This is a genomic window from Streptacidiphilus melanogenes, assembly GCF_000787835.1.
GTDB classification, from domain to species: Bacteria; Actinomycetota; Actinomycetes; order Streptomycetales; family Streptomycetaceae; genus Streptacidiphilus; species Streptacidiphilus melanogenes.
Map to the genome: position 1 here is coordinate 206,779 of NZ_BBPP01000006.1, position 24,968 is coordinate 231,746.

Annotated in this window: 21 protein-coding genes; 12 read left to right on the forward strand and 9 right to left on the reverse strand. The window is 72.5% G+C overall.

All coding sequences use genetic code 11. The features are described 5' to 3' along the window. Positions 1–8: 8 nt before the first annotated feature. Positions 9–1,274, forward strand: coding sequence for an MFS transporter (locus TR49_RS09590; RefSeq protein WP_042379398.1), 1,266 nt, complete (start codon positions 9–11; stop codon positions 1,272–1,274). 85 nt (positions 1,275–1,359) lie between these two features. On the opposite strand, the gene TR49_RS09595 is transcribed toward TR49_RS09590, so the two are convergent. The 3 genes from TR49_RS09595 to TR49_RS09605 form a co-directional block, all read right to left on the reverse strand. Then, on the reverse strand, positions 1,360–4,320 hold the full coding sequence (locus TR49_RS09595) for a helix-turn-helix transcriptional regulator (RefSeq protein ID WP_042379400.1): 2,961 nt from the start codon (positions 4,318–4,320) through the stop codon (positions 1,360–1,362). Positions 4,321–4,465: 145 nt separating this feature from the next. Further along, on the reverse strand, positions 4,466–4,681 hold the full coding sequence (locus tag TR49_RS09600; protein ID WP_042379402.1) for a hypothetical protein: 216 nt from the start codon (positions 4,679–4,681) through the stop codon (positions 4,466–4,468). 171 nt (positions 4,682–4,852) lie between these two features. Then, a complete protein-coding gene (locus tag TR49_RS09605) occupies positions 4,853–8,038 on the reverse strand; it encodes a type 2 lanthipeptide synthetase LanM family protein (RefSeq protein ID WP_042379404.1) in 3,186 nt (1,061 codons plus the stop codon). Between the two features lie 472 nt (positions 8,039–8,510). Here TR49_RS09605 and TR49_RS09610 point away from each other — a divergent pair, with 472 nt between their 5' ends. The 3 genes from TR49_RS09610 to ddaH all read left to right on the forward strand — a co-directional run bounded on the left by TR49_RS09610 (position 8,511) and on the right by ddaH (position 10,417). After that, the gene (locus tag TR49_RS09610; protein ID WP_042379618.1) at positions 8,511–9,185 is read left to right on the forward strand and encodes a helix-turn-helix transcriptional regulator; all 675 of its coding nucleotides are present in this window, start codon (positions 8,511–8,513) and stop codon (positions 9,183–9,185) included. A 38-nt stretch (positions 9,186–9,223) separates the two neighbouring features. Further along, on the forward strand, positions 9,224–9,529 hold the full coding sequence (locus TR49_RS41295) for a response regulator transcription factor (protein WP_084724728.1): 306 nt from the start codon (positions 9,224–9,226) through the stop codon (positions 9,527–9,529). A gap of 63 nt (positions 9,530–9,592) precedes the next feature. After that, positions 9,593–10,417, forward strand: coding sequence for a dimethylargininase (ddaH, locus tag TR49_RS09620; RefSeq protein ID WP_369405302.1), 825 nt, complete (start codon positions 9,593–9,595; stop codon positions 10,415–10,417). Between the two features lie 125 nt (positions 10,418–10,542). Here ddaH and TR49_RS41300 read toward each other — a convergent pair whose 3' ends face one another. Further along, the gene (locus tag TR49_RS41300; protein WP_152627151.1) at positions 10,543–11,868 is read right to left on the reverse strand and encodes a glycoside hydrolase family 16 protein; all 1,326 of its coding nucleotides are present in this window, start codon (positions 11,866–11,868) and stop codon (positions 10,543–10,545) included. Positions 11,869–12,404: 536 nt separating this feature from the next. Between TR49_RS41300 and TR49_RS09640 the strand changes: the two genes are divergently transcribed. Further along, complete coding sequence (locus tag TR49_RS09640) at positions 12,405–13,811, forward strand: VWA domain-containing protein (RefSeq protein WP_042379412.1); 1,407 nt, start codon at positions 12,405–12,407, stop codon at positions 13,809–13,811. A gap of 2 nt (positions 13,812–13,813) precedes the next feature. Then, on the forward strand, positions 13,814–14,671 hold the full coding sequence (locus tag TR49_RS09645; protein WP_052434149.1) for a hypothetical protein: 858 nt from the start codon (positions 13,814–13,816) through the stop codon (positions 14,669–14,671). 61 nt (positions 14,672–14,732) lie between these two features. On the opposite strand, the gene TR49_RS09650 is transcribed toward TR49_RS09645, so the two are convergent. After that, positions 14,733–15,146: a DUF3291 domain-containing protein gene (locus TR49_RS09650; RefSeq protein ID WP_042379413.1), complete on the reverse strand. Its 414-nt coding sequence runs from the start codon at positions 15,144–15,146 to the stop codon at positions 14,733–14,735. 87 nt (positions 15,147–15,233) lie between these two features. Here TR49_RS09650 and TR49_RS09655 point away from each other — a divergent pair, with 87 nt between their 5' ends. Further along, on the forward strand, positions 15,234–15,854 hold the full coding sequence (locus TR49_RS09655) for a MerR family transcriptional regulator (RefSeq protein ID WP_042379414.1): 621 nt from the start codon (positions 15,234–15,236) through the stop codon (positions 15,852–15,854). 40 nt (positions 15,855–15,894) lie between these two features. Here the strand turns inward: TR49_RS09655 and TR49_RS09660 are convergent, their stop codons facing one another. Then, positions 15,895–16,518: a TetR/AcrR family transcriptional regulator gene (locus tag TR49_RS09660; protein ID WP_042379416.1), complete on the reverse strand. Its 624-nt coding sequence runs from the start codon at positions 16,516–16,518 to the stop codon at positions 15,895–15,897. Positions 16,519–16,703: 185 nt separating this feature from the next. Between TR49_RS09660 and TR49_RS09665 the strand changes: the two genes are divergently transcribed. From TR49_RS09665 to TR49_RS46350, 5 genes are all read left to right on the forward strand, one after another. Further along, positions 16,704–17,639, forward strand: a complete 936-nt coding sequence (locus TR49_RS09665; RefSeq protein ID WP_042379417.1) for an NADP-dependent oxidoreductase — start codon at positions 16,704–16,706, stop codon at positions 17,637–17,639. Between the two features lie 842 nt (positions 17,640–18,481). Beyond that, positions 18,482–18,721 (forward strand): ribbon-helix-helix protein, CopG family, encoded by a 240-nt coding sequence (locus tag TR49_RS09675; RefSeq protein ID WP_042379420.1) that lies wholly within the window; start codon positions 18,482–18,484, stop codon positions 18,719–18,721. Then, complete coding sequence (locus TR49_RS09680) at positions 18,718–19,152, forward strand: PIN domain-containing protein (RefSeq protein ID WP_042379421.1); 435 nt, start codon at positions 18,718–18,720, stop codon at positions 19,150–19,152. Before TR49_RS09675 ends, TR49_RS09680 begins: the two co-directional genes overlap by 4 nt. A gap of 308 nt (positions 19,153–19,460) precedes the next feature. Continuing rightward, on the forward strand, positions 19,461–20,480 hold the full coding sequence (locus TR49_RS09685; protein ID WP_042379423.1) for a hypothetical protein: 1,020 nt from the start codon (positions 19,461–19,463) through the stop codon (positions 20,478–20,480). Positions 20,481–21,211: 731 nt separating this feature from the next. Further along, entirely contained in the window at positions 21,212–21,346 is a 135-nt protein-coding gene (locus TR49_RS46350; protein ID WP_268874060.1) for a hypothetical protein, read from the forward strand. Here TR49_RS46350 and TR49_RS42590 read toward each other — a convergent pair. The 3 genes from TR49_RS42590 to TR49_RS09700 form a co-directional block, all read right to left on the reverse strand. Further along, the gene (locus TR49_RS42590) at positions 21,337–23,178 is read right to left on the reverse strand and encodes a HEAT repeat domain-containing protein (protein WP_152627153.1); all 1,842 of its coding nucleotides are present in this window, start codon (positions 23,176–23,178) and stop codon (positions 21,337–21,339) included. The genes TR49_RS46350 and TR49_RS42590 overlap by 10 nt on opposite strands. Positions 23,179–23,394: 216 nt before the next feature. Then, positions 23,395–23,952 (reverse strand): SMI1/KNR4 family protein, encoded by a 558-nt coding sequence (locus tag TR49_RS09695; protein ID WP_042379625.1) that lies wholly within the window; start codon positions 23,950–23,952, stop codon positions 23,395–23,397. Positions 23,953–23,954: 2 nt separating this feature from the next. Then, positions 23,955–24,875: a DUF2199 domain-containing protein gene (locus TR49_RS09700; RefSeq protein ID WP_160311561.1), complete on the reverse strand. Its 921-nt coding sequence runs from the start codon at positions 24,873–24,875 to the stop codon at positions 23,955–23,957. Between the last annotated feature and the right edge of the window lie 93 nt (positions 24,876–24,968).

Genomic DNA, 24,968 nt, shown 5'->3' on the forward strand with positions numbered 1-24,968 from the left:
CCCTCGCCATGGCTGCCACCGCCTCCGCACCCGCGCCCGTCGCCGAAGCCCCCGCACCCACGCTCTGGGCGCCGCTGCGGCTCCGCTCCTTCCGACTGCTCTGGCTCGGCCAGTCCCTCTCCCTCCTCGGCGACGGCTTCAGCACCATCGCCTTCTCCTGGATCACGCTCGCGATCACCCACTCCACCCTCGACCTCGGCTACGTGCTCACCCTGCAGGCCGTCCCCCGCGCCCTGCTGACGCTGGTCGGCGGCTCGCTCAGTGACAAGTGGTCCCCGCGCACGCTGATGACGGCCTCCAGCCTCACCCGCGCCGTGGTCATGGGCGCGGTCGGCGTGGCCGGCCTGAGCGGCGGGCTCGGCCTGTGGCTGCTGCTGGGTGCTGCGGGGCTGTTCGGCGCGGTGGACGCCTTCTTCCAGCCGGCCCGCGTGACGGTGCTGCCGTCGGTGGTGGACAAGGCGATGCTGACCCAGGCCAACTCGCTGCTCGGCACCGGCACCCGGATCAGCGCGGTCCTCGGCCCGGCCCTCGGCGGCGTCGTGGTAGCGGTCACCCAGCCGTCGGTCGCCTTCGTGGTGGACGCGGTCTGCTTCACGCTCTGCGGCCTGCTGGTCTCCCGCATCCGGCCGCTGACGAGCCGTCCGCAGCCGTCCGGCCCCGGGGAGAAGGGCGAGGGCCTCGGCGCCCGCATCCGCGTCGGCATCGGCTTCGCCCTCAAGGACCCGCGCATCCGCACCATCCTCGCCCTCGACACGGCGGTCAACTTCTCCTACGCGGGCCCGTTCACGGTCGGCTTCGCCACGCTGGCGCGTGCAGCCGGCCACGGCGGCTCCACCACCCTCGGCCTCCTCAACGGCGCACTGGCCGGCGGCGCGATGCTGGGCACCCTCGTCGGCGGCACGGTCAAGGGCAGCCCCCGCGTCGGCCTGATGGTCGCCGCCCTGGCGGGCTGGCTCGCCATCGGCATGGGCGCACTGGGCTTCGTCGGCAGCCCGGTCGCGGCGGTGGCGACGGTTCTCGCGATGGGCTTCGGCATCGGGTTCCAGGGTGTCTTCGGACTCAGCTGGATCCAGCGCAACATCCCGGGCGAGGTGCTGAGCCGAGTCGTCTCGGTGGACATGGTCCTCGGCTACGCGGCCGCGCCGATCTCGCTCGTCGCCTGCGGGGCCCTGGCGCGAACGGGCACGGCAGCGCTGTTCGCCTTGCCGGCCGTGATCCTGGCGCTGACGGCGCTGGCGACCCTCTCCTCCGCGCAGGTCCGTTCGATGAAGTAGTTACAACGCCCAGGGGCGCGAGGAACTGCGCGACATTCCCCAGCCTTCGGCCGGGAGGTACCCCGATCCGATGAGCGGACGGCCCTCAGCGCGCAGGGCCATCCGCCCCGGGTGGTTTCTCGCGCGGTTCCCCGCGCCCCTGGAGGGTGGAGGCCGACAGCGCGCAGAGTGCGGCCCGGTTGGCCACGGCTGTCTTCGCGATCAGCGAAGCGATGTGCTTCTCCACCGTCCGCGGCGAGATGTACAGCCGCTCCGCGATGTCCTTGTTGCCCAGCCGCTCCGCCAGCACCACGAAGACCTCGTACTCGCGGACCGTCACCCCCTGGGCCCGAAGGCCTTCGGGGATGCGGTCCGCGCCGCTGCGGTGCTGGTGCACCGACGCGCCCATGGCGCGCAGCGCGGCGCGGCAGGCGTTGGCGACGGACGGGACCTCGCGCTGGTGGAAGAAGTTCTCCGCGCCGCGCAGCCAGGCGACCGGCTCGCCCCAGCCGTCGGCGTGCGCCGACTCCGCCACCAGGCGCAGGCCCAACTGCTGGGCCACGGGGTAGGCCTCGGCCTCGCGGACGGCGTGGGCCACCGCCGCGGAGGCCGCCTCCCCGCGGCCTTCGCGGCCGAGGAGGACCGCGTCGGCCAGGGCGAGGAACTGGCGGTTCCAGCGCATCCGGCCGGGGGCGGTCGCCGCGGCCGCGCTCAGCGCGGTCTGGTCGGCGCGGCCGTCGAGGACGTCCAGCAGGACCCCGATGCCGAGCCGGCCGCTCAGGTAGTAGGTGCTGGGGTTGTCGCGTTCCAGCCGGGCCACTTCGGCGAGTTCGCGCAGAGCGAGCTCGCGGTCCTCCTCCATCAGCGCGCAGAACGTGCGCGCGAGGCCGACGGCCAGCACCTCCTCCTGCGAGCCCGCGCCGTCCCAGGCCGAAAAGGCGCTCAGCGCCTCCTCCATGCCCGCCCGGTCGCCCAGGTGCGCGGACGCGCTGGCCTTGGCCATCAGCGTGTAGCGGATCGCGGGGGCCAGGCGCAGGCGGCGCACCACGGTCAGGCACTCCTCCGCGGCCTCGCGGGCGTGGCCGAACTCGCCGCGGAGCACCGAGTCGAGGATCAGGATGCCGTCGATGGTGTAGACGATGGTGGCCGCGCCGAGGCGCAGCGCCTCCTCCCGGGCGGTGCGCAGCCCGGTGGGGTCGGTCTCGGCCAGCCAACCGTTGCCGCCGATGCGCGTGAGCGCGTAGAGGCGCTGGAGCGGCAGTCGGTGGCGTTCGGCCGCGCCCAGGGCGCGTTCCAGGACGGCGCGGGCCTCCTCCGGGTCGCGTTCCCTGGCGACGACGGCGAGCAGCTCCCAGCCCTGGCAGGCCACGATGGACAGTTCGTGCCGCTCGGCGACCTCCACCGCGGACCGGGCGAGCTTCTCGGCGAGCTGGGTGCGGTCCGGCCCCGGGGTGTCCAGTGCGAGGTAGGCCGCGACCACGTCGACGGGCGCGACGTAGGCCTCCTCCGCGCGCGGGCCGAGGGCCTCACGGGCGAGGGCGACCTGCCGGTTGCCGTCGACCCAACGTCCGGCCGTGTGGGCGACCTTGGCGAGGCGGGTGTGCAGCGCCGCGATCCGGGCGCGGCTGAGGTCCGCGCCGCCGAGCTCACGCAGGTGCTCGGCCAGGTCGAAGGCGCGCCCGAACTCCCCGGCCTCGGCGAGGGCGGGCAGCAGCGACTCCAGGACCTCGGCGCGGGCGACCGCGTCGTCCAGGCCGCCCAGCAGCCGCTCGGCCCGGTCCAGCAGGGCGACGGCGGAGCCGATCGCGCCGTCCGCCAGGGCGCGGCGTCCGGCCTCGGCGTAGAGCCGGCCGGCCTCGGCCTCCTCCCCGGCCTGGAGGCGCAGTTCGGCGGCCAGGGGGCACCACTCGCCGGTGAGTCTCGGGTGCAGCTCCTCGAGCGCGTCCGCCGCCCGGTGCGCGAGCTTCGCCCGGTTGTCGGGGGTGAGCTGGGTGAACAGTGCCTCCAGGGTCAGCGAGTGCCGGAAGGCGTACCAGTCGGGTGCGGGTTCGTCGGGCAGCACCAGCTGCGCGGCGACGCCCGCGTGCAGGTGGCTGAGCAGGCTCCGGTCGTCGACTCCGGTCATCCGCTGGAGCACGGTCAGCGGGAACCGGCGGCCGAGCACGGCCGCCGCCGAGAGCAGGGCGAGGCCCTGCGGACCCAGCCGGTCGATCCGTCGCAGGATGCCGCGGGCCAGCGAGCCGGACACGTCGCTGCGCAGGTCGCCGACGACCCGCCAGCCGTCCAGGCCCTGCACCAGGGCGCCTCCGCCGACCAGCGACTGGAGCAGCTCCTCCACCAGGAAGGGGCTGCCGGAGCTGTCGTCCCAGAGGCGTTCGAGGACCGGCGGCGGCACCTGCGCGGGCTCGACGCCGAGGCCGACCGCGATCAGCTCCTGGACCTGGGGCCGGGTCAGCGGCGGCAGGTCCAGGACGGTGCCGGTGCCGCGCCGCCGGGCGGCGGAGGCGAGGTCGAGGGCGTCGCTGAACTCGGTGCGGATCGTCGCGAGCAGCGTCACGGGCGTGTACTCGAGGTTGTCGACGAGGTACTCGACGACGGCGAGCGTCTCCGGGTCGGCCTCGTGCAGGTCCTCCAGGAGCAGCAGCTGGCCGCGGCCACGCCCGGCCGCGATCAGCAGGCGCAGCACGGCCTCGCCGAGGATCACCATGGAGCTGTTCTCGTGGTCCCCGACGCTCCACTCGGGTATCAGGCGGCCGAGGACCGGCCGGTAGGGGCCGAGCGCCTGGTCGTCGATCGGCTCGCCGCCGCGGAAGAGCGACATCAGCGCCTCGGTCAGCGGCCGGAAGGGCACGGTGGGGCCGGTCGCGGTGCTGCGTCCGCGCAGCACGCGCATGCCGGCGGTGAACGCCTCCCCCGCCGCCTCCGCGGCGAGCCGGGACTTACCAACTCCCGCCTCGCCGACGATGAAGACGGCTCCGCCCCGGCCCTGGCGGGCATCCTCGAGTGCCTGCCGCAGGTGCCCCAGTTGGGTATCGCGTCCGATGACGCGTGCCGTCTGAGAACGCATGATCGCTGATCGTAGTTGATAGGTGCACGTCCACGGCAGACCTCGCGCGGTCATTGTGGAGGACCTGTGACGAAACAAGAGTGCGGACCTGCACAGGCAGGTCCGCACTCTCACGCGATATGTCGAGTTCTTACCTGATTCCCGATCAGGAGGCGTGCGGCGCGGAGACCGAGGTGTCGATGGTGCTCAGCGCGACCACGATGCCGCTGGTCAGCACGAGACCGGCCAGGACCCGGGCACGGGCGCAGACCCGGTTGCGGCCGGAGAGCGTGATGCCGCCCGCGGGGTCCTGCTCCGTCGCGTCCACGGCCTCGGCGGAGAGCTCGGTCTCGACGATCGCGGCGGTGGAGATCTGGTTCATCGGGGTTCCCTTTCGTGGGTTCTGCGCGGTCACGGCGGCAGAGGTCGGTGGCGGAGCACGGTTCGGGCGGTGCGGTCCAGCGGGCGGTGCGTTCGTTCAGCAATGCGCTTCGGTGCAGCGGTGCGGTTCAGCGATGCGGCAGTGCAGCAGTGCGGTGCGGTGCGGTGCGGTTCAGGGCGCGGCCGGTGACGGCAGCAGCGCGGAGGGCACGTCGTCGGGACAGGCGAGGCGGAGCAGCCCGTAGCCGATGCCGGCCAGGCCGTTCAGCAGGCCGGGGGTCGGCACCTGGTCGGGCGTCCCGCAGCGCGGGCCGAGCAGTTCCACCGCGCCCAGCAGCTCGCCGCTGCGGCGGTCGAGCGCGGTGCGGGCGGTGCGGCTGCCGCGTCCGGCCAGGACGCCGAGCGCCTCCAGCGGGCCGAGCGCTCCCCGGCCCAGGCTCTGGTCCTCCGGGAGCAGCCGGCCGGCGCCGGCGTCCACGGTCCCGGCCAGTTCCTCGGCCAGTTCCTCGTCCAGGTCGCGGGCGTCGCTGGGGTCCGCGACGGCGAGGACGACACCGGACAGACCGGAGTGCCAGGAGGCGTCCTCGGCGTCCGCCTTCGCCGCCGTCAGAGCTGCGCGCAGCAGCTCCGCCCCCGCGGCGGCGTGCCGGGCGACCGCGGGCGCGTCACCGTGCGCCGCGGCGAAGCGCCGCAGTGCCCAGCCGATCCCGGCGTCGCCCTCGGCGAAGCCCGGCACGGTGGCCCCGGCGGCGGGACGGGCGGCGACGCGGTCGAGCAGGGCGTCGGCGACGGCCCGGGCCAGCTCCGCCGCCTGCGCGGAGCCGGTCGCCTGCCAGGCGGCCACCGCTGCGGCGAGCGCCCCGGCGAGACCGGCGGCCATCCCGTCGACGACCGGAGTCTCCGCCGGGCCGGCGACGGCATGGGTGAGCGCGACGAGCGCCAGCTCCAGGGAGTCGTCCGGCGCGGTGTCCGCGAACCCGGCGCGGTCGCCCAGCAGTTCGCGCAGCCGCAGCAGCCCGTGGACGATGCCGCCGATCCCGTCGAGCGCGCCCGGCCCGGCGGCCAGGCTCAGCTCCGGGTCCAGTGCGAGGGCGCGCAGCAGTGAGGGCAGCGGGCGCAGCACGGCGCAGGCAAGGTCGAGGTAGCGGTCGGCGTCGACCAGCCGCCCGGCCTGGGCGAGGAAGAGGGCCACGCCGGTGTAGCCCTGGGCGAGCCCGGCGCCCATCGGCAGCACCGCCCAGTGCGCGTCCACGACCTGCTCCAGACCGAGCCAGTTGGCACGCCCCCCGGCGTGCACCGCGCGGGCGACGAGCTCGTCGGCGACGCCGCAGGCGGCGGCGAGCAGCCGGCCCCTGGTCGGCGGTGCGACGGCCGGGGCCGACGGGGTCAGCAGCTGGGACCGCGGTCCTCCCGAGCCCGCGGTCCCGGCGGAGACGGCCAACGAGGCCGCGATGACCCACTCCTGGTCGTACCGGTCGACCTCGCCCATCGCCGCGATCTTGGCGTGCACCGCGGTCAGGGCCGGCACCGGCAGGACCGCGTCGACCCCGGCGCCGCCGGAGGTCCACACCGCCGTCCGGTCGGGACGGTGGGTGAACAGCGGCACGTCGCCGCGCCACAGGTCCGCGATCTCGTACTCCACCAGCCGCTGCCGGGCCGGGTCCTGGGCCGACTCGGTCCACAGGACCGCGAAGACCGCGTCCCTGGCCAGCGCGTCGCGCAGCAGGTCCGGGTGGGTCGACTCCTCCAGCAGCGTCGTGTAGAGGCGGGTCGCCCGCACGATCAGCCGTCCCGGCGCGTCCGCCCAGTGCGCCAACGGGCCGTCTTCGTCAAGCAGTTCGTCTCGGTGAGCGGCGACGGCGTCGTAGCCGAGGCGGAACCCGGCGAGCAGCGCGGCACGGTGGTCGGCCGAGGCGGCGGCGAGGCCCTGCGGCAGCGGCTGGTTCTGCGCCGCCGGACTGTCGGCTCCGCCGCGCACGGCCCGCATTACGTCGGTCCCGGCGTGCTCCCAGCGCAGGCAGGCGCTCGGGTAGGCGCCGGAGTCGACCCGGCCCAGCGCCGAGATGTCCAGCGCGCCCCGGTCGCCGATCAGCAGCGTCGGCAGCAGGGAGGTCCGCTGGACCGAGGCCCGCAGCGCCTCGGCGGCCGGGTCCTGGCCGACGGTCGTGGCCTGGGGCAGGCCGCCGTGCAGCAGCGTCTCGGCGTCCACCAGTACGGGCTGGTCGCCGCAGGCGATGAGGTTCTCGTAGTGCATGTCCGCGCCGTCGACCGCGTAGAGCAGGGCCAGCAGCGCGCCCTGCCGACGGTAGAAGCGGTCGGCCTCGGCGGTGGTGGCGCACCAGCGGTGCTCGACGAACTCCAGCCAGCCGTAGCCGGGGCGTCGCAGCGTGCGGGGGGTGCGCAGGCCGAGGCCGGGGACCTTGCCGTCCAGCCAGCCGACCAGCTCGTCCAGCAGCGCGTGCTGCTCGAGCGGACGCGGCTTGCAGACCGCGCGGCGGCCGTCGGCAAAGGTGAGCACGGCCACGCTGCGGTCGCCCTGGTGCGCGTCGCCGCGCCCGAGGTCGAGGTGGGTCAGCGGGCCCGGGTCGACGCCGTCGAACAGGTCGGCGACGAGGTCCTTGCGGTCACGGTGCAGACGGGCCGTCAGTTCGGCCACGGCGTCGGCCGCGTCGAGGCAGGTCTGCCCCAGCAGCCGGGCCAGGACCGGGTAGCCGGCGAACAGGCGAGCCAGGCCCGCGCCGGTGCCGAGCTCGGCCGTGAAGGCCGCGAAGCGCTCCCGGGAGGTCGCCCCGTCCAACTCACCGGCGCGCCGCGCCCGGTGCAGCTCCGTCACCAGGGTGCGTGCCGCGAGGCGGGCGAGCTGCGCGCCGAGGCGCTGCTCGAACGCGACCCGCACGACGTCGCACTCCTCGGCCGTCAGCGCGGCCTGCTCCTCGACCCCGGCCCAGGCGCAGGCGATCAGCGACCGCAGGGCGGGCACGAAGACCTCGGCGCCGTCCGCGTCGGCGACGCCGTCGCGCCGCTCGGGCCACTCCGGCGCCGCCTCGAGGGCGCGCTCGACCGTCTCCGCCCAGCGGGGCTTGGCGGTCCGCGCCGCCAGGCGCTCCGGCTGCTCCTCACCGAGCGCCCGCGCCAGCTCGTCCCCCAGACCGAGCGCGGCCAGCCGGGCGGCGAGCCCGTCCGTGTGGGCGGAGGCCCACGGGACGGTCCGCAGCGCGTCCAGGCGAAGGCGCGCGGTCCGGTCCACCGTCGGGGCGCCCGGAGCGGCGAGCCGCTCACAGAGGGTCAGGCCCCGTGCCCACCACCACTGCGGCAGGCCGGCGATCCGGGATTCGAGGAATGCGGTGCGTTCGGTCACAGGAACAACGTCGCAGAGCCGCGCGGCCCCCACATGGGGGTCCGGCCCCCATATTCTCAAGCAGTCCTCGAGCGGGTGGGGGTCGGCTCCCCATGGGCGGCGGCCGCACCTCCGCCCACCCCCACTGAACTGCGGATCTGCCGAGCCTTCCCAGAACGGGCCGACGAGCGCGGAAGGCCGCGCAGCCGTCCGGGGACACCGACCCGCCCCCCACTGTCCGACCGGTTCCCCCATACCCCCCACCTGCGAAGAAGTGGTCCGGATGAGGGCGTGACCCCTGCTTCCCGCCCCCGCCCCGCGGGCCCGTCGCAAAGGTGGGGGGTGGACACGGATGCCCGTCGTCCGCCCGGGCCGCAGGCTGGGTGTCGTGCCCGGCACCACCAACCGCCGGCTCCCGGCCATCGACGTCCGAGCGTGCGCCGGGCGCGAAACCCGTCCGTCCGCACGTCGGTCCATCAGCCTGGAGGACCCCATGGCAGAACCCGTACCCGTCCGCGTCGTCGCCCTCGACCCGGTGCTCGAAGCGGGAACGCTCAGCGCCCTGGGCCTCAACGCGCAGTTGAGGACCGTCCCCACGGCCGCCGCTGACGGTCCGTCCGCCCAGGACCCCGCCGTCCAGGACACCGCCTCCCTCGCACCCGCCGTCGTCGTGCTGACGGTCGACCGCTTCGGTCACGCCGAACTGGAGCTGCTGCGCGCGGCCCGGGAGACGGCCGCCCGACCCGCCGTCGTGCTGGTCGCCGGGGAGCTCGCCGCCGCCGACGCGCTCCACGCCCTCGCGGCCGGCGCCCGTGCGCTGCTGCTGCGCCGTGAGGCGGACCCGGCGCGCCTCGGCGAAGCGGTTCTCGCCGCGGCCCACGGGGACTGCACCCTCTCGCCCGACCTGTTCGACCAGGTCCTCGGCCGCTCCGCGGACGCCTCCCCGCACGCGCGGGACGACCGCACCGGCGTCGTGTCAGGACTCTCGGACCGCGAGCGCGCCGTGCTGCAGATGGTCGCCGAAGGCCACGAGACCAGCGAGATCGCCACCCACCTGGCCTACTCGCCGCGCACGGTCACCACCGTGCTGCACGACATCACCCAGAGATTCCGGCTGCGCAACCGCGCCCACGCCGTCGCCTACGCACTCCGAGCGGGGATGCTGTGAACCCGACCTCCCACCGATCGCCCTGCGGGGCCGTCCGCATGCCGTACTCGGCGCTGACCCAGCTCCTGGCCAACGGGCCCGGCGAGGACGGCTCCGCCGTCACCGCGCGCACGCTCGAACCGTCGCACATGCGGCAGCACGCCACGAGCAGACCGGTTCTGACGTCCCGCCAGACAGCGGTGCTCGACCTGATGGCCGAGGGCCACGGCAACGCGGTGATCGCCCGGACGCTGAGCTGTTCCGAACACACCGTCAAGAACACGATCTACGACCTGATGTCCCGACTCCAGGCCAGGAACCGCGCCCACGCGGTCGCCCACGGCCTGCGCCACGGCCTGATCTGAGCCCTCGCTCCACACCCCTGCCGTCACCGGTCGTCCCCGCAACCCGAAACCCGGAGTCCCACCGTGTCCGTCGTCTCCCGCACCCCCCGGCCCCGCCGCTACCTGATGTGCCGCCCCGACTTCTTCGAGGTCACCTACGCGATCAACCCGTGGATGGACCCGGCCGAGCCGGTGGACACCGGACTCGCCGTCTCCCAGTGGGAGCGACTCCACAGCGCCCTGGTGGAGGCCGGCCACACCGTCGAGCTGATCGACCCGCTCCCCGGCCTCCCGGACATGGTCTACGCCGCCAACGGCGCCACCGTCGTGGACGGCAAGGTCCTCGGCGCCCGCTTCCGCAACGAGGAGCGGGCGGCGGAGGGGGCCGCCTACCTGAACTGGTTCCGGGACCACGGCTTCACGGACACCCTGGAGCCCAGCCACCTGAACGAGGGCGAGGGCGACCTGCTGACCACGCGCTCCTACATCCTGGCCGGCCACGGTTTCCGCAGCACCGCCGAAGGACACCGCGAGGCCGAGAAGTACTTCGGCCGCCCCGTGATCAGCCTGGAGCTCGTCGACCCGCGCTTCTACCACCTCGACACCGCTCTGGCCGTGCTCGACGGGGACGAGATCATGTACAACCCCGGCGCATTCTCCGACGAGAGCCGCGCCACCCTCGAACGCCTCTTCCCCGACGCCATCCTGGCCACCCCGGACGACGCCGAGGCCTTCGGCCTCAACGCCCTGAGCGACGGCCGCAACGTCTTCCTAGCCCAGTCGGCCCACGCGCTGGCCGGGCGTCTGCGCGAACACGGCTTCACGCCGCACCCGATCGACCTCTCGGAGCTGTTCAAGGGCGGCGGCAGCGTCAAGTGCTGCACGCTCGAACTCCGCGCATCCGCCTGAGCGCGGTAGCGCCGAAGCCCGAGCGCCGAAGCCCCGAAGCCCCGAAGCCCCGAAGCAGGAAAGCGGACGGGCGCGGCCCCCGGGGAGAGTCCCCGGGGGCCGCGCCCGTCCGTCCCCTCTCGGGGTCAGTGCTGCCAGACGCGCACGTAGTCGACCTGCATGTCCGACGGCGCCACGGGCTGGGCGTCGGAGGAGTAGAGGCCGTTGTTCAGGATCAGGTACTGCGGCGCGGAGGTGATGCCGGTAGTGATCTTGCCGACCTCCTTGCCGTCGTAGTAGTAGGTGACGGAGCCGGGCTCCCAGTCGGCGCCGTAGGTGTGCCACCCGCTGTAGTCGCCGGACGCACAGCCGCCGGGGCCGCCGGACGGGGAGTGGAAGTGGTAGCAGGCATCGCCGCTCAGGCCCTCCATCACGTCCATCTCACCGTCGGTCGGCCAGCTCTGGCCGTCCGTCCAGAAGGCGGGCCAGTTGGCGACGCCGCCGCCGCCGGCCGGCAGGTAGATGCGGGCCTCGAAGGCGCCGTAGGTGAACTGCGCCTTGCCGCTGGACTCGACCAGACCGGACTTGTACGGGTACGTCTTGCCGTTCACGGTGGTGGACTGCTGGGCCAGGGTCAGGTGGAGCGAGCCGCCGCTCTCGGTGACCTGAGAGGGCGCGTACGCGTCCTGCTCGGCGCTGTTGACCGGCGGGGTGGTGCAGGTACCGCAGCCGAGCCAGTTCGGCGTCCACTTGGAGGTGTCGAGGCTGCTTCCGTTGAACTCGTCGGCGAACACCTCGTGCCAGGAGCCCGCGATGCCGACCGGGGCGGGGCCCGCCGCGGACGACGTCGAGGTCGACGCCGGCGTCGTGGCCGGAGTCGTGGTCGGGATCTGGCTGGGGATCGTGGTCGCGGTCGCCGACGGGGAAACCGGCGTCGAGGCAGAGGCCGAAGCGGAGGCAGAGGCGGAGGCCGAAGGCGTGCTCGTGGCGGCGGGCGTCGTCGGCGCACCCGACGGGGAGGACGACGGGGTGGCGCTCGTGGCGGGGGTCGCCGGGGAGGTCGGCGTGACGGTGCTGCCGTTGGAGGTGAAGGAGCCGGTCGGAGCGAGCCGGTGCCAGGTGTTGCCGCTCTCGTACTCCACGAAGTAGCTGTACGCACCGGCCGCGAAGGTGCGGCTCGCCGGGGTCAACACGGTCTCGGAGCTGCTCAGCGTGGTGGGGCCGGACGCCTTGAAGTCGAAGTGGGCCCCGCTCGCGGACCGGACGCCGACCGCGAGCGCCTGCACCTGGAGGGTGCGCGTCGCGTGCAGCTTGGCCGTGGCGGTCACGGACGTGCTCGTCGTGGGCGAGGACGGGGTAAGGGACAGGGAGTCGACGACGACCCTGTTCGTCGTGTGCGACGTCGCTGCGCTGGCGCCGCCGACAGCAACCGCGGTCACTGTGGCCACGGCCAGCCCGGTGGCGGTCAGCATCCTCATTCGGTTGGCCGGACGGATGCGGTGTTTCGCTTGATTGCGCATGGCGTGGGAGAACCTTTCGTGTCCCCCCCGACGTTCCGGGCCGACCGCGGACAGGAGCGGAATGGGTGACCCGATGCCGTGGAGCCTGCGCGACGAGCCCGGACCGGCGCAACCTCCACCCACCCGTCCCGCGGACGGACAGCGGACTCCATTTCGTGACAGTCCACGCAAGATGCCTGGTGGCAGCGCATTTTCGGCGCGGCTTCGTCTGCGCTGTGACCTCGCACACAAGTGAGCCGGGTCATAGAACCACCACAGAACCGACTGGCCGTCAGGGCAAGGCGTGGCCTTTTTGTCCGATTCAACCCAATTGCTTGTATTAGCGACGAATGCCCACCCCGTCCGTGCGGCCCGCACGCTGGCGCCGCGTCAGCGAATGCGGCCGGGGCGGCGGCCGTGAGGGCAAGCGTGAATGCGGCTGCGGGCGCAGCAGTTGGCCCGACCACCGGTCGTGATCAAGCTCGCTCGAAGATCAGTACGATCGGGCGGTGATCATCCTCCGAAGGGCGGCAGCCGGGACAGCAGCCTGGCTCGCCGCACTGGCCCTGCTGGGCGGTCTCCCCACGACCGCCCGCGCGGACAGCACCGACACCACCGCCCAACCCCCGCCCAAGGTCGAGCTCGTCCTCGACGTCAGCGGCTCGATGCGCACGGCCGACATCGGCGGCATGAGCCGCATTTCGGCCGCGCAGCACGCGCTCGACGACGTCGTCGACGCGCTGCCCGACCAGGACCAGGTCGGCCTGCGCACCATCGGCGCGACCTACCCCGGCAACGACAAGGCCCTCGGCTGCAAGGACACGCAGCTGGCGGTGCCCATCGGCCCGCTGAACCGGGTCGAGATGAAGACCGACGTCGCGACGCTGCGTCCGCTCGGCTGGACCCCGATCGGCCTGGCGCTGCGCGCCGCCGCCAAGGACCTGGGCGTCGACAGTTCCAGCCGCCACATCGTCCTGGTCACCGACGGCGAGGACGACTGCGCGCCGCCCGACCCCTGCGACGTGGCCCGCGCCCTCGCCGCCGACGGCACGCATCTGACCGTGGACACCCTCGGCCTCACCGAGGACGACAAGGTCCGCCGACAGCTGAGCTGCATCGCCCAGGCCACGGGCGGCACCTATACCGAGGTCCGGACCGAGGGCCAGCTCAGCCACCGGCTCACCCAGCTCGTCGAGTCGGGCACGACACAGACCGCCGCTCCGCCGGCGCCCACGACGGGCACCTCCTCGTGCGCGACGGCCCCGGTGCTGACGCCCGGTGTCTGGACCGACCGGCAGAACCCGCAGCAGGAGAACTGGTACCGCGTGGCCGTGCCCGCCGGCCAGGAGCTGCGCGCCTCGGCGTCGATATCCATCGACCGCGCGGTCGCGCCGCACTACGACATCACCATGCTCGCCACCACCGGCGACGGCCGGGAACTGGCCCGCGGCGCCGGGGCCTCGAGCGGACGCAACGACGTCGTCTCCACCGGGTTGCGCGCCCAGGCCCCGGTCGCGGACGCGACCACGTCGTCCGCGACGGCCGCATCGTCCGCCGACACCTCGGCCGACTCCCCGACGTCGACCCCGACGGACACCGCCCCGTCCGCAGGTGCCGGCGACGGCACGACGGGCGGCCCGACGAACGGGACGGACGGCGGCCCGACGGACGGGATGATCTGCCTCTCCGTCGCGAACGCCCTCAGCGTGACCGCGGTCGGCACGGGCAACCAGCCCGGCTTCCCCGTGGAGCTCAGCATCGACGTCGTCCCTGGCGCGTCCGCGACGGGCGGCGGCGCGCTGTGGCTCGGCTCCGGTTGGGCGCTGGTCGGGTTGCTCGCACTGATCGGCCTCGTCAGCGGGCTGATCTTCGGCTGGCTCGCGCGCTGGCGCGTGGCCGTGTGGAGGGCTCCGTGACCATGCCCCGACTTCTGCGCGCGGCAGGGACGACGATCCTGCTCGCGGTCCCCTTCGCCACGGTCCCCCTGCTCGGGGGCGCCGCGCACGCGGACGCACCGTCCGCCTCCCCGTCGCCCTCGGCGAGCACCGGTTCCGCCACGGCCGGCACCTCGTTCCGTACGGCGGGAGCGCTCGCGCCCGGCCAGACGGGCCAGGCGTCCGGCGCGGTGGGCGACTACTTCTACTGGTCCTTCCAGGCCCAGGCGGGCCGGCAGCCGAACGTCACGGCGACGGTCCAACTGCCGTCCGGCACACCGCAGCAGGGTGCGGAGAGCTGGCGGCTCGACCTCTACGACGGGCTGCGCCGCGCGCAACCCTGCGTCAGCGGCTCCCCGCAGGCGCAGGCCGACCCCGGCTCCGGCTCGGTGCAGCTCAGCTGCACCCTGCCGACCGTCCGCAGCTCGGCCGAGACGTGGTCGAACGACCCGCTGCCGGGCACGTACTACGTCCGGCTCACGGTCGGCGACCTCCCGGAGCAGGACCTCGGGCTGCCGGTCAGTGCCCAGCTGAGCCTGGCCGTACCGGCGGGCTCCGACTCGCCCGGCGACGGTTCGCTCTCCACACCGCTCTCCCTGCCGACCGCCGGCCCGAGCGCGAGCGCCACGCCCGCAGCCACGGCCACGGACGGCGACCCGGCACAGAGCTCGTCCGCCTCGGCGGCCCCGGCCGCCGCCGGATCGTCCTCCGGACCCTTCTCCGGACTCTTCTCCGGCGGCAACGCCCGCTGGTGGTGGACGGGCGGCGGCGCGATCGCCGCAAGCCTCGCCGCCGTGATCGGCTTCACGCTCACGCGCCACCCCCGCCGCTGGTTCTCCTGAGCCGACGCCTCCGACCTCCCCAGGGTGCGCCGTCCAGCGGACCCTGGGGAGGTCGCGGTGTCTAGTCGCCCTTGGCGGCGTCGAGTCGGGCCTGCTCGGCGAGTCGCCTCTCGGCGTCCGCCCAGGTGATCGGCAACTCCTCCACCGGCGCCTCCCAGAAGGCGAACGTCGAGTGCCGCATGGTGGAGCGCAGGCCGTTCATGATGTTGCGGTGCGGCTCCGTCCTGGCGTAGGCGTAGAGAGCGTCGCGCCCCTCCCAGGCGGAGAGCGTGCAGAAGGTCCGCCGAAGCGGCCGGGCGATCAGGGACGCACCCAACGCGCCCGGAGCGGTGCGCACCTGACGCCACGCCGAGAGCGACTTCAGGAAGAAGCGCGGCACGTCCTTGGCGGACCGCACCTCGAAGCGCGACGCCATGACGAACGCCTGGGTGTCGGGTGTGGCCGGGTTCGGAATCGTCCAGGGAAGAGTCGGCACCGCGGGCCCCCGCCTTCATAATTGGTGAGTAGCAGTATCTATATTAGACAGTACGGGTATCCAGTTGCCTGTCAAGGACGGGACGAAGTGCGAATCTCCGAGTTGAGCCGCCGCAGCGGGGTTCCGGGCGCGACCATCAAGTTCTACCTCCGCGAGGGGTTGCTGCCCCCTGGGCGCGCCACGGCCGCCACCCAGGCCGAGTACAGCGAGGTGCATCTGCGCCGACTGCGGCTGATCCGGGCCCTGATCGGCGTACGCGGGCTGACGGTCAACGCCACCAGGGAGGTGCTGACCGCGGTTTCCGAACACGAGGGAGACCTGCACCAGGTGCTCGGTCTCGTCCTCGGCGCCAGGCCGGTGAACAGGGAGGAGGAGCCCCAGGGCGGGCTCGGCAGCTCCGAGGTGAACGCCCTGGTGGAACAGATGGGTTGGCAGGTCTCCGCGCACGCCCCCGCCCGGCGCGTCATCGCGGAGACCCTGGAGTCGCTGCGCTCCCTCGGCGCCGACTACAGCTGGCGCACCCTGCTCCCGTACGCGGAGCTCGCCCGGCAGACCGCCGTACTCGATCTCGACCAACTGGAGGACACCGACGACTCGGTCGAGCAGGCCGAGCGGGCCCTCCTGCTGACGGTCCTGCTGGAGCCGGCCCTGCTGGCGCTGCGCAGGATGGCCCAGGAGAACGAGTCCGCGGCGCGGCACGGCGACTGACGCCCGCCCGAACCTGGAACGGGCCGGGCGACCCTGAGCCCTACGCGGGGGCGGGCGCCAAGGCGGCGGGCTGCTTCGACGCGTCCCCGGACAGCAGGGCGAAGGCGGAGTCGAGCCCGGCGGCGGTGCGGGCGGGGTCGGGGTCGACCTTGCGCACGATCTGGATGCCCTGGACCAAGGTGAGCAGCAGCCGCGCGCCCGCCTCAGGGGTGATCGTCGCAGAGAGCTCTCCCTCCTGCGCGGCCCGCTCGAGCTGGCGGGCGAAGGCCTCCTCCGCGACGCGCAGGCTGCGCTGCGCGAGCCGGGCGACCTCCCCGTCATGGGGAAGCAGCTCGGCGATGCTGTTCACGCTGAAGCATCCGGCATTGCCGCAGGCCGCGTCGGCGGCGAGGAGGCGGTCGAGAACGTCCCGCAGCTGGGCGAGGGCCGGACCGTCGGCGTCGAAGGCCGTGGCCAGCAGCGCGTCCTGGTGGCCCAGGTACCGGGAGAGCGCGCGCACGAACAGCTGGTGCTTGTCGCCGAACGCGGCGTAGATCGAGCCGCGCCCGAGGCCCAGCTCCTCGACCAGGTCGCTCATGGCCGTCGCCTCGTAGCCCTTGCGCCAGAACAGCAGCATCGCGCGATCGAGGATCGCGTCTTCGTCGAATGTGCGGGGTCTGGCCATGGCTCCACGGTAGCGAACGGGACCGACGAAAGCAGCATTTACTTGACCGCTCGTTCCAGAACGCGTACGTTATGGAACGAGCGGTCCGGAACTAGTCCCTGGGACTACCGAGCCGAACGGCGCGAAACCGGGCCGCCGCACCACAACCCGCACACCAGAGCAGAGCCACGATCCAGGAGTTCCCCATGAAGGCAGCGGTCATCAACGAGTACGGCCAGGTCGGCGACGTCGTGACGGTCACCGAGGTCCCCACGCCCACCGTCGGCCCGCGCGACGTGCTGATCGAGGCCCGCGCAGCCGGCGTCAACCCGGTGGACCACCTGATCGTCAAGGGCTTCATGAGCCCCGGGCCCCTCGCCCAGCCGCTGGTCATCGGCAGCGAGGTGGCCGGCGTCGTGACCGCCGTCGGCGCCGAGGTCACCGACCTGGCCGTGGGTGACGAGGTCTTCGCCCGGGTCGACCCGCGCGTCGGCGGCGCCTTCGCGGAGTACGTCGCCGTCGACCGCTCGCTGGTCGCCGCCAAGCCGCAGACGCTCTCCTTCGAGGAGGCGGCCTCGCTGCCCCTGGTCGGCCTCACCGCGTGGCAGGCGCTCACCGAGCAGTCCCAGGTCGGGCCGGGCACCCGGATCCTCATCCACGGCGGCGCCGGCGGCGTGGGCTCGGTCGCCGTCCAGCTCGCCAAGCACCTCGGCGCCGAGGTCGTGGCCACCGCCGGGGGCGACGGCGTCGACCTCGTCCGGAAGCTCGGAGCCGACCAGGTCGTCGACTACCGCACCGAGCAGTTCGACGAGGTCCTCAGCGACATCGACGTGGTCTTCGACACCGTCGGCGGCGCCACCCAGGACCGCTCCTTCCGCGTCCTCAAGCCCGGCGGAACCCTGGTGTCGATCGTCCCGATCGCCGACGCCGAAGCCAAGAAGGCCGAGTGGAACGTGGACGCGCGCGCCTTCATGATGCGCCCCCACGGCGAGCAGCTGACCCGCCTCGCCTCCCTGGTCGCCTCCAGCGAACTCCAGCCGCTCCTGGAGACCACCTTCCCGCTGGACGGCACCGCCGACGCCCTGCAGAAGGTCGAGCGCGGCGGCGCCCGCGGCAAGACCGTCATCCGCATCCCGGCCTGACCGGCGGGCACCGAGAGCCGCACTCCTCCGTCTGCGCTCGTCCGCGCTCGTCCGGCCGCGCGGCTCAGGCGCCTGCGGAGGTGCGGACCTCCTGATGCAGTTCGAGGCCGACGAGCAAGTGGGGTGCGGCATCCACCCAGACTGCTCCCGCCGCCTCCGAGGACACCGTGCCGGGGATCGCCACCCCGGCGCGAAGTCCGACGCGCCGAAGCCCCCCGGCCACGGCAGCGAGCCCGTCCTGGGCGGCGCGGCCGGGTCCGCGAAGGCTCGAATGAGCTAGTTCCGCCAGCGCGGACAGTGCGACGGGCATCGAGACACGATCCGTGGCGGCGTGGATGAGCAGCTACGGAAGGGGGCGACGCCCGTTGCCTGGCCACCCGGACCGTCGACGCACACGCCGACGACCCACCCCGACAAGTCCCCGGCGCCGCACAGCTCCTCGTCCACGCCATGGCGAAACTCCGGATGCAGAGCCCAACCGGTGATGAACGGGCGTCACCCCAGCGGCCGCTCCTGACAACGGCCCCCACAGGTCGCCGCGCTGATGTTGGGCATGTGCGCAGGCCTTTCGGTGGCGTTCCATGACGGCACGTCAATCAACGGCCAGCCGCACGGGTCGTCCGGGATTCGCCGGGTGCTCTGGGAGGACGATCCGTCCAACTGCGTTGGCCGACCACAACCGGTGCCAACCAAGTCTCCTCGACCTCGGCACACCGAGGGCTGCAGACAGCTCAGGCATCCACACGCCGTGGGCGTGGAACAGAGCGGCGCGGCGACGAGCCGTCTGACCGCTTCGAAGCCGGGCCCAGCCGCCATGCATATGGTGGAGGTACCATAACCCTATGGCACTGAAGAAGACCACCGTCATGGTGGACGAACAGGATCTCGCGCTGATCAAAGCGGCAGCAGAGCGTGAAGGCCGCCCCGAATCGGAGTACTTCCGCGAGGCCTTCCACCTCGCCGCACTCCGCACCCAGCGCTGGGACGAGGACTGGGACATCCCCCGTCTCGACTTCGGCCACCCCGTGAGCGCCGAGGAAATCCACGAGACCGTGTCCGACGCAGTGCCGGACCAGAAGTGATCGTCATCGGCGACACCTCCGGCCTGGTCGCAGCGCTGAACGTCGCCGACCCCGAACACGAGGCTGCTCGGGCCGCCCTGCGCGAAGCCGCCCTCACCGTGGTCTCCCCACTCGTTCTCCTGGAGATCGAGCACATCACCACGCGCAACGTCAGCCGCCAGGCCGCCCTCTCGGTCAGCGACTGGCTGCTCAGCCAGGAACAGACGGGCCGGGTGGCCATTCCCGGCCTGTCCGCCGACACCCTACGCAAGGCCCGCAAAGTGCAGGACCGATACGCGGGCCTGCGGCTGGACCTGACCGACGCCGTCAACGTCGTCCTCGCCGAACAGTTCGACACCGAGTCCATCCTCACTCTGGACCGCCGTGACTTCCGCGCCCTCATGCCGCTGACCGGGAAACACGGCTTCCGCCTGCTCCCCGACGATCGGTAACGCGAGCAACGGTGCCCGTGTCGCCTCCGACATCAAGAGCCACACGAACCGCTTGCTCGAAGGAGTCAGCGGTACGCACGGTCCAGACCGCGGAGCCAAGACAGGGCTAGAGACCGGCAGCCAATCACAACAACCTGATCAGCGCAGGGGCGCCGCCGGGTAAGCGGCCGGGTAGTTCACCGGGTTTCCCGTGTTTCCGCTGTTACTGACGGCCGCCATGACGAGCTTGCCCTGTGTCGGCGTCAGCCGCACTCGTTTGGGCGATGGCCGAGCTGACCCTGCGTCTACCGGCAGCATCGGACGAGGCGATGGCGTGGTTTACCGAGCTTGCCTCGGACCCGTCGGTCGCGCCCGAGACCCGGCTCGCCGCCGTGGTCCAGCGCGCCCGGTGTGCTCCGGACCGGATCGCTCTCGACGTCGTTCCCACCGCGATCGAGCTGCTCAGCGAGCTCGCACAGGTCCACGTCCCGGCCTCCGCGTGGGCGGACCTGCCACGCAAGAAGACCCCAAAGTCAAAGGCGAACGCCGTACCGCCGCACATCCTCGCCGCGTTCGAGGACCTTAAAGGACACGGGCGCGTCCACTCCCCCACCACCGACCTGCTGCACACCTTCCACCAGGCCCTGGCGCACAGGGTGCACCCGCGCACGGCGCTGCTGGCAGCACAGGTGCGCGACCCCGACCCCGGCGCGCGGCTGGACGCCCTGCGCATGAGCGGGGACCTGATGCGGGCCTGGCGCGGTGACCACACGTCACTGATCACGCTGGTCGCCCTCGCCTCACTCGGAGATCCGGCCGCGCTGCCGGTAGTCCACGACACGCTCACCACAGCGGTGGGCATCGCGCAGTGGGGCATCGCCTGCTCGGCATTGGAGACCCTGCGCGCCTTCGGTCCGGCGGCGGCACCGGCCCTCGCCGAGATCCGCGCCCTGACCGGCTCCACGGACGCCCACGTCCGGCCCGCCGCCGTCGCCGCCCTCTGGGCCGTCGGCCGCGACCACGAGGAAATCATGCCGCTCCTCCTTGACCTGCTGGACGACACCATCACCTTCCGCATCTCGGACGCGACCGAGGTCTTGGGCCAGATCGGCGCTCCGGCCGCAGCAGCGCTACCGCGCCTGCGCTCCCTCCTGACGCACGAATATGAGTGGGTCCGCGTCCCATGCGCCGTGGCCTGCCTCGCCCGCATGGGCACCGCTGCCCGACCCGCCCTGCCCCTGCTCCGCTCCCAACTGGCCCTCCCCCGGCGCGGCGGCCGATTCTCCAACATCAGCAACGACGAGGACCTGCAGGCCATCACCCAGAAGATCATCCGGGGCCTCACCTGACCCAGCATCAGCGCTGGATGCGAGGCCGCTTGCTCCAGAAAGGCTGGCCTGCGGCCTCGGTCGCGCAGGCCCGCCAAAACGCTCACGCGGCACTGGTCGGCCTTCTCCCGGCGCGGGGCCCGGCAGGGCGAACTCATGCGAGCCGTTCACATCCGACCCGAGCCCGTGCTCCCACCCCGCTCCCGCCACGGGCACAAAAAGACCTGCGGCTCCATGATCAATCATGAAGCCGCAGGTCAGATACCACCTTGGTGGTGCGCCGCCAGGGACTCGAACCCCGGACCCGCTGATTACCCGTTCTGGCGCGACGTCCCGGACCACCGCGGTCGCAACTGGATGGGGCGGCTCCTGGAGCTCACCCGCTCCGAGCTCGTCATCCAGCGGACACTCGGTCCGACCGACAGCTCGAAGCAGTAACGTCGAAGTGAGCCGCTTCAGGCTCGGTCGATCGCGGCTCGCGCCGACGGCCGACGCCAAGCAATTGAGTGTCCCTCGGCAACGCCGCCGTGCAGAATGGCCGCATGGCGACTTGAAGACCACCATCCGGACGGAAGTCCTGGCGTAAGACAGGCCACGGCTGGTCTGTCCGCGACGGTGACCGCTGGATCTGCACTGTATGCCACGAGCCTGTCCGCTCCTACCAGTACCGCTTCCATTCTCCCGGGTCCTCCAGCTTCGGGCGCTGCATCGGGTTCGTCTGGTGCTCTGGATGCCAGATCTACTCGGGCAACATGGTCTACTTTCCCCGCAAGCGGGCCCTGGTCGACGCCCTTGAATCGCTGCCTGCCGATGACCGAGACCGGCTGCTCCGGAAGGAAGCCGCGTTGATCGACTATCTGGACGGACAGGGCATCGGTCAGCACTGACCGGCGCTCTGCGCAGGAGACAACCGCTCCAGCGCCGACCTCGCGGCGCGGGCAAGGCGCTCGTCTCTCCGGAGTTCCTCGTCCTCATCGCCCGTGTTCACCCCGATCCGTGTGCGACGGTACGCCAGCGCTTCGAGCGCGGGAACCGCCTGTTGAGCGAACGGACTCATGTCGGCGAGCAGATCACAGGCATCCAGGCCGAAGACGTCGTCGGTGACGTAGTCCGGTACGACCTCCAGGAGCAGGGGCGCGACACTCGGGCCCTGCACGTTCCAGAGCAGGCGCATCGCGCGTGGATGGAGACGCCTTGGGTCCTCCGCCATCCGGCTCAGCCGCTCCGCGTGCCGGGGTGTGAGTCCGCCGTGCGCGTGGAGGCACTCCATGAGCGGCAGGACGCGGCGCATTGCCCGGACGGTGTCCGGGAGCTGATCGAGCCGGCTTTCGGCGTGGGTGCGTTCTCCGGTCACCGAGAGGAGCACGGCCGCGCACGTGTCGGCCAGGTCTTCTCGCTCCAGGCAGCGGAGCAGCGCCGGTCCGGCGGAGGAAGCCGCTGGTCCCAGAGCCGCGAGGACGTCAAGGGCCCGGCGGCGGACCCACACGCGGCACGTCTGCGGCGAAGGCGCCGACGTGTCCACCAGTGCCACGAGGTCGGGAACCAGTGGCGCGGCTGCCGGCCCCAGACTCACGGCTGCGGCCAGGGCCCCGGCCAGCAGACAGCCCGTGTGCCACCGGTCCTCGGGGCAGTGCTGGTCAGCCGCGCGAAGGGCCTCGCGTACAGCGTCCACCCACAACGCCGGGTCGGTGCTTGGCGGGATGACGCCCTCGACGGCCTCAACGAAACCGCGCGAAATGAAGCCTGTTCTCACGAGACCGCTCAGTACAGTGGCAGCGCGTTGATCCCCCACCCGTCCGAGACCCATGGCGGCCTCGGTCCGAATCCCCGGGTCCTCCAGCACCGCGGCCAGAACGTCGGCGCACAGCCGGGAGGCATCCAGACTCGCGCAGACACTGCTGACTGCCTCGCCGCGCACCTCGGCGTCGGCGTCACCGAGAGCCGCGCTCAGAGGCAGGCTGAGCCGGTCGGGCGCGCCACGCCAACGACGTAGCGCCCCACGGGCAATGTCGACGCCGGCCAGGCGAGCGACCGGGGACGGGTGGACCAGGAGCTGCGACGCCCAGTTGTAGGCCGCCTCCTCGCGGTCCTGCCGGACCAGCGCGAGCGACCACCACCAGCCGGGACGAACGGCAAGCTTGGAGCCTGGGCCTCCCAGGCGCTCTCCAGCCGACGGCAGGCAGGACAGTGCGAGGTCCTCCCACATCGGCCACTGCTCCTCTGGAGCAACTCGGACCGCTGCGAGGGCTGCGCGGAGTCGGACTGCGTCGTCCGGGTCGGTCCGCAGGCTTTCGGCGAGCGTGGTTGCCGCGTCGCCGGTGAGGTCCCCGTGCGAGCTGAACATTGCCTCCACGAGGGCGAGACGAGCCACCGGGTCAAGGGGTGAGCCCGGTTCCCGGACCATGTCGAAGGCATGCTCCGGGTCGGCGGTCGCGAGGAGCCATGCCGCGCTGCGGCGGACGGTTCCGTCCGGATCAGCGAGGCACGATCGGGCGCGCTCCGCGGCCGCGTGCCAGGGTTGCGCACCCCAGCTCATGTCGGTCAGAAGCTGCAGGGTCCGGCAGCGGGCTTCGGCATCAGGGTGCTCGAAGTAGCCGAAGAGCAGACGGGCCACCGGGCCGTTGCGTTCTTCGCGCACGGCGGTGAACAGGGCGCTGCGGGCGTCACCGTAAGCGCTCCCCCTCGGGTCGGCGAGTGCGGCGGCAAGCCATGCGTCCACGAGTTGGTCCGGCTCGAAGGCCGTTCCGCCGGGGGTCACCGGCTGGAAAGGGCACTGCCCTTCAACAAAGTCGTCATACGGCCGATCATGTCCAGTCGACGCAGGTTCCGCAACCGGATTCGGGCTGCCCTGACGGTGAGCAGGTGCCGGGTCCGTGCTCTGACTCGCGCATTCTGCTCGCTGGCCTCCAATCGCTCGGCACGGGCAAGGTGTTGGTCAGGACCCGTCCTCGATGACGTCGCACCACGGCTTGCCTTCGGCCCAGTGACGAACCCAGCCAGCGAAGCCCGACTGGCCCGTGGTGCCGCCGAATTCGGCGCCGAAGGGAGAGGCCCCCTCGCCGCAGATGAACCAGACGTGACCGCGGTGCTCGCCGGTCACGATCAGATGCCAGTTCATTCCGCATCCGTCAGTCCCCAGAACGATGGAGCCGTTCAGGAAGACAGCGTCCGTGTCGGGTTCCTCCTCGTCCTCCTCCCAGATCCATCGTTCGGCGAGCGGGAAGGGGATACTCAGGTCGCGCTCTCCGAGGGCGTCCGGCCAGTCGGCGGGCAGGTCGCCGATCGGGAGGATCCCGTCGTAGTCGGTGGGGCCGAGCGATGTGCCGTCGGTGATCTCGGCGACGAAGGTCCGGTAGGGCTCGGGCAGCACGACGCCGTGGCGGCCCTCGAATGCGTGGACCGCCTCCCAGCCGAGAGCATCTTCCGGCCCGCCGTCCCCGAACTCCTCTCGGAGCAACTTCAGGTCGGCCGGGGAGGCGTGTTCGGTGTTCAGGGTCACCGGGTGGTTTCCTCTCCGTCTTCGACGCGGATGGAGCGCCAGACGTGCCTGGCCCACGCCAGGTCCGCGGTCTCGTCGAAGACGCAGCCGGTGACCAAGGCCGCGCCAGGCACCACGACAAAGCCGTAGAGCGTGTGCTGCTCCTTGCCCTCCCGGACGGTGGTCGTCCAGAACGCATGCCGCAGGCAGCCCGGTTCGCGTTCGGTGAGCTGCTGCTCGGCCGGTACGGACGGAGCGCCCTGGAGAAGCGCGGCGAGCTGGGCTTCAAGGTCGGCGTCTGGCTCGCGCCGTGTCAGGGCGTCGAGGAAGACCGTGCGGCCCGGGCCGTAGAAACGGTGGCTGCCGTCGACGACTCGGCCCTGTAGGCCGGGTGTGCGCTCGATGGACCAACGCCCGTCGACGCGGGTACGAACGGGCACCGGAAGCGCGTGGCCGAAGCGGCTCAGGACGTAGTCGCGGTTCCACTCGTCGGTCAGGACTTCGGAGACGGCCGTGCTCTTCGCCGCCGTCACGTATGGGATCTCGCCCTCGTTCAGGACGGTGGCGGTGACCCGCGAGTCGAGGCGGCGGTCCTGCCAGGGGCGGGTGGCGTTCGCCAGGGTGCCCTCGAACACGAGGTCGCGATAGGCAGGGGTCTCCCACGCCTCCGCGGCGCGGGCAAGGTCGGCGTCAGTGATCCGCAGCCAGGTGCCGATCACCAGCTCGATCCCGTCCGTGAGGCGGACCGGCAGCAGGCAACGGACGAAGGAGCCGTGCCCGTCCGCCTGCAACAGAGCCTGCAGGCCCTCGGGATGCCGCCGCGCCTGCTCGTCACCGCCGAACACCGCGTCGGGAAGGCCGAACCTCACATCGATGCGCTTGTCGTCCGGCGTGGGGGCACCGCAGCAGGAGCAAGCCGGTACTGGATGGCTGATCACGGCGCGCAGCCTAGGGCCTCTCTTATGGATCAGGTCGGATCAGCGCGCGGCGTTGGAGTGCGTGCATCGCAAGGCGGAGGAGGGAGTCCATGC

Coding starts and splice junctions, on each gene's coding strand:
- TR49_RS41300 (WP_152627151.1), bottom strand. CDS start 11,868: ATGCTGACCGCCACCGGGCTGGCCGTGGCCACAGTGACCGCGGTTGCT.
- TR49_RS09645 (WP_052434149.1), top strand. CDS start 13,814: ATGCCCCGACTTCTGCGCGCGGCAGGGACGACGATCCTGCTCGCGGTC.
- TR49_RS46350 (WP_268874060.1), top strand. CDS start 21,212: ATGGTCTACTTTCCCCGCAAGCGGGCCCTGGTCGACGCCCTTGAATCG.
- TR49_RS09600 (WP_042379402.1), bottom strand. CDS start 4,681: ATGAACCAGATCTCCACCGCCGCGATCGTCGAGACCGAGCTCTCCGCC.
- TR49_RS09590 (WP_042379398.1), top strand. CDS start 9: ATGGCTGCCACCGCCTCCGCACCCGCGCCCGTCGCCGAAGCCCCCGCA.
- TR49_RS09685 (WP_042379423.1), top strand. CDS start 19,461: ATGGCGTGGTTTACCGAGCTTGCCTCGGACCCGTCGGTCGCGCCCGAG.
- TR49_RS09610 (WP_042379618.1), top strand. CDS start 8,511: ATGGCAGAACCCGTACCCGTCCGCGTCGTCGCCCTCGACCCGGTGCTC.
- TR49_RS41295 (WP_084724728.1), top strand. CDS start 9,224: ATGCCGTACTCGGCGCTGACCCAGCTCCTGGCCAACGGGCCCGGCGAG.
- TR49_RS09675 (WP_042379420.1), top strand. CDS start 18,482: ATGGCACTGAAGAAGACCACCGTCATGGTGGACGAACAGGATCTCGCG.
- TR49_RS09665 (WP_042379417.1), top strand. CDS start 16,704: ATGAAGGCAGCGGTCATCAACGAGTACGGCCAGGTCGGCGACGTCGTG.
- TR49_RS09660 (WP_042379416.1), bottom strand. CDS start 16,518: ATGGCCAGACCCCGCACATTCGACGAAGACGCGATCCTCGATCGCGCG.
- TR49_RS09595 (WP_042379400.1), bottom strand. CDS start 4,320: ATGCGTTCTCAGACGGCACGCGTCATCGGACGCGATACCCAACTGGGG.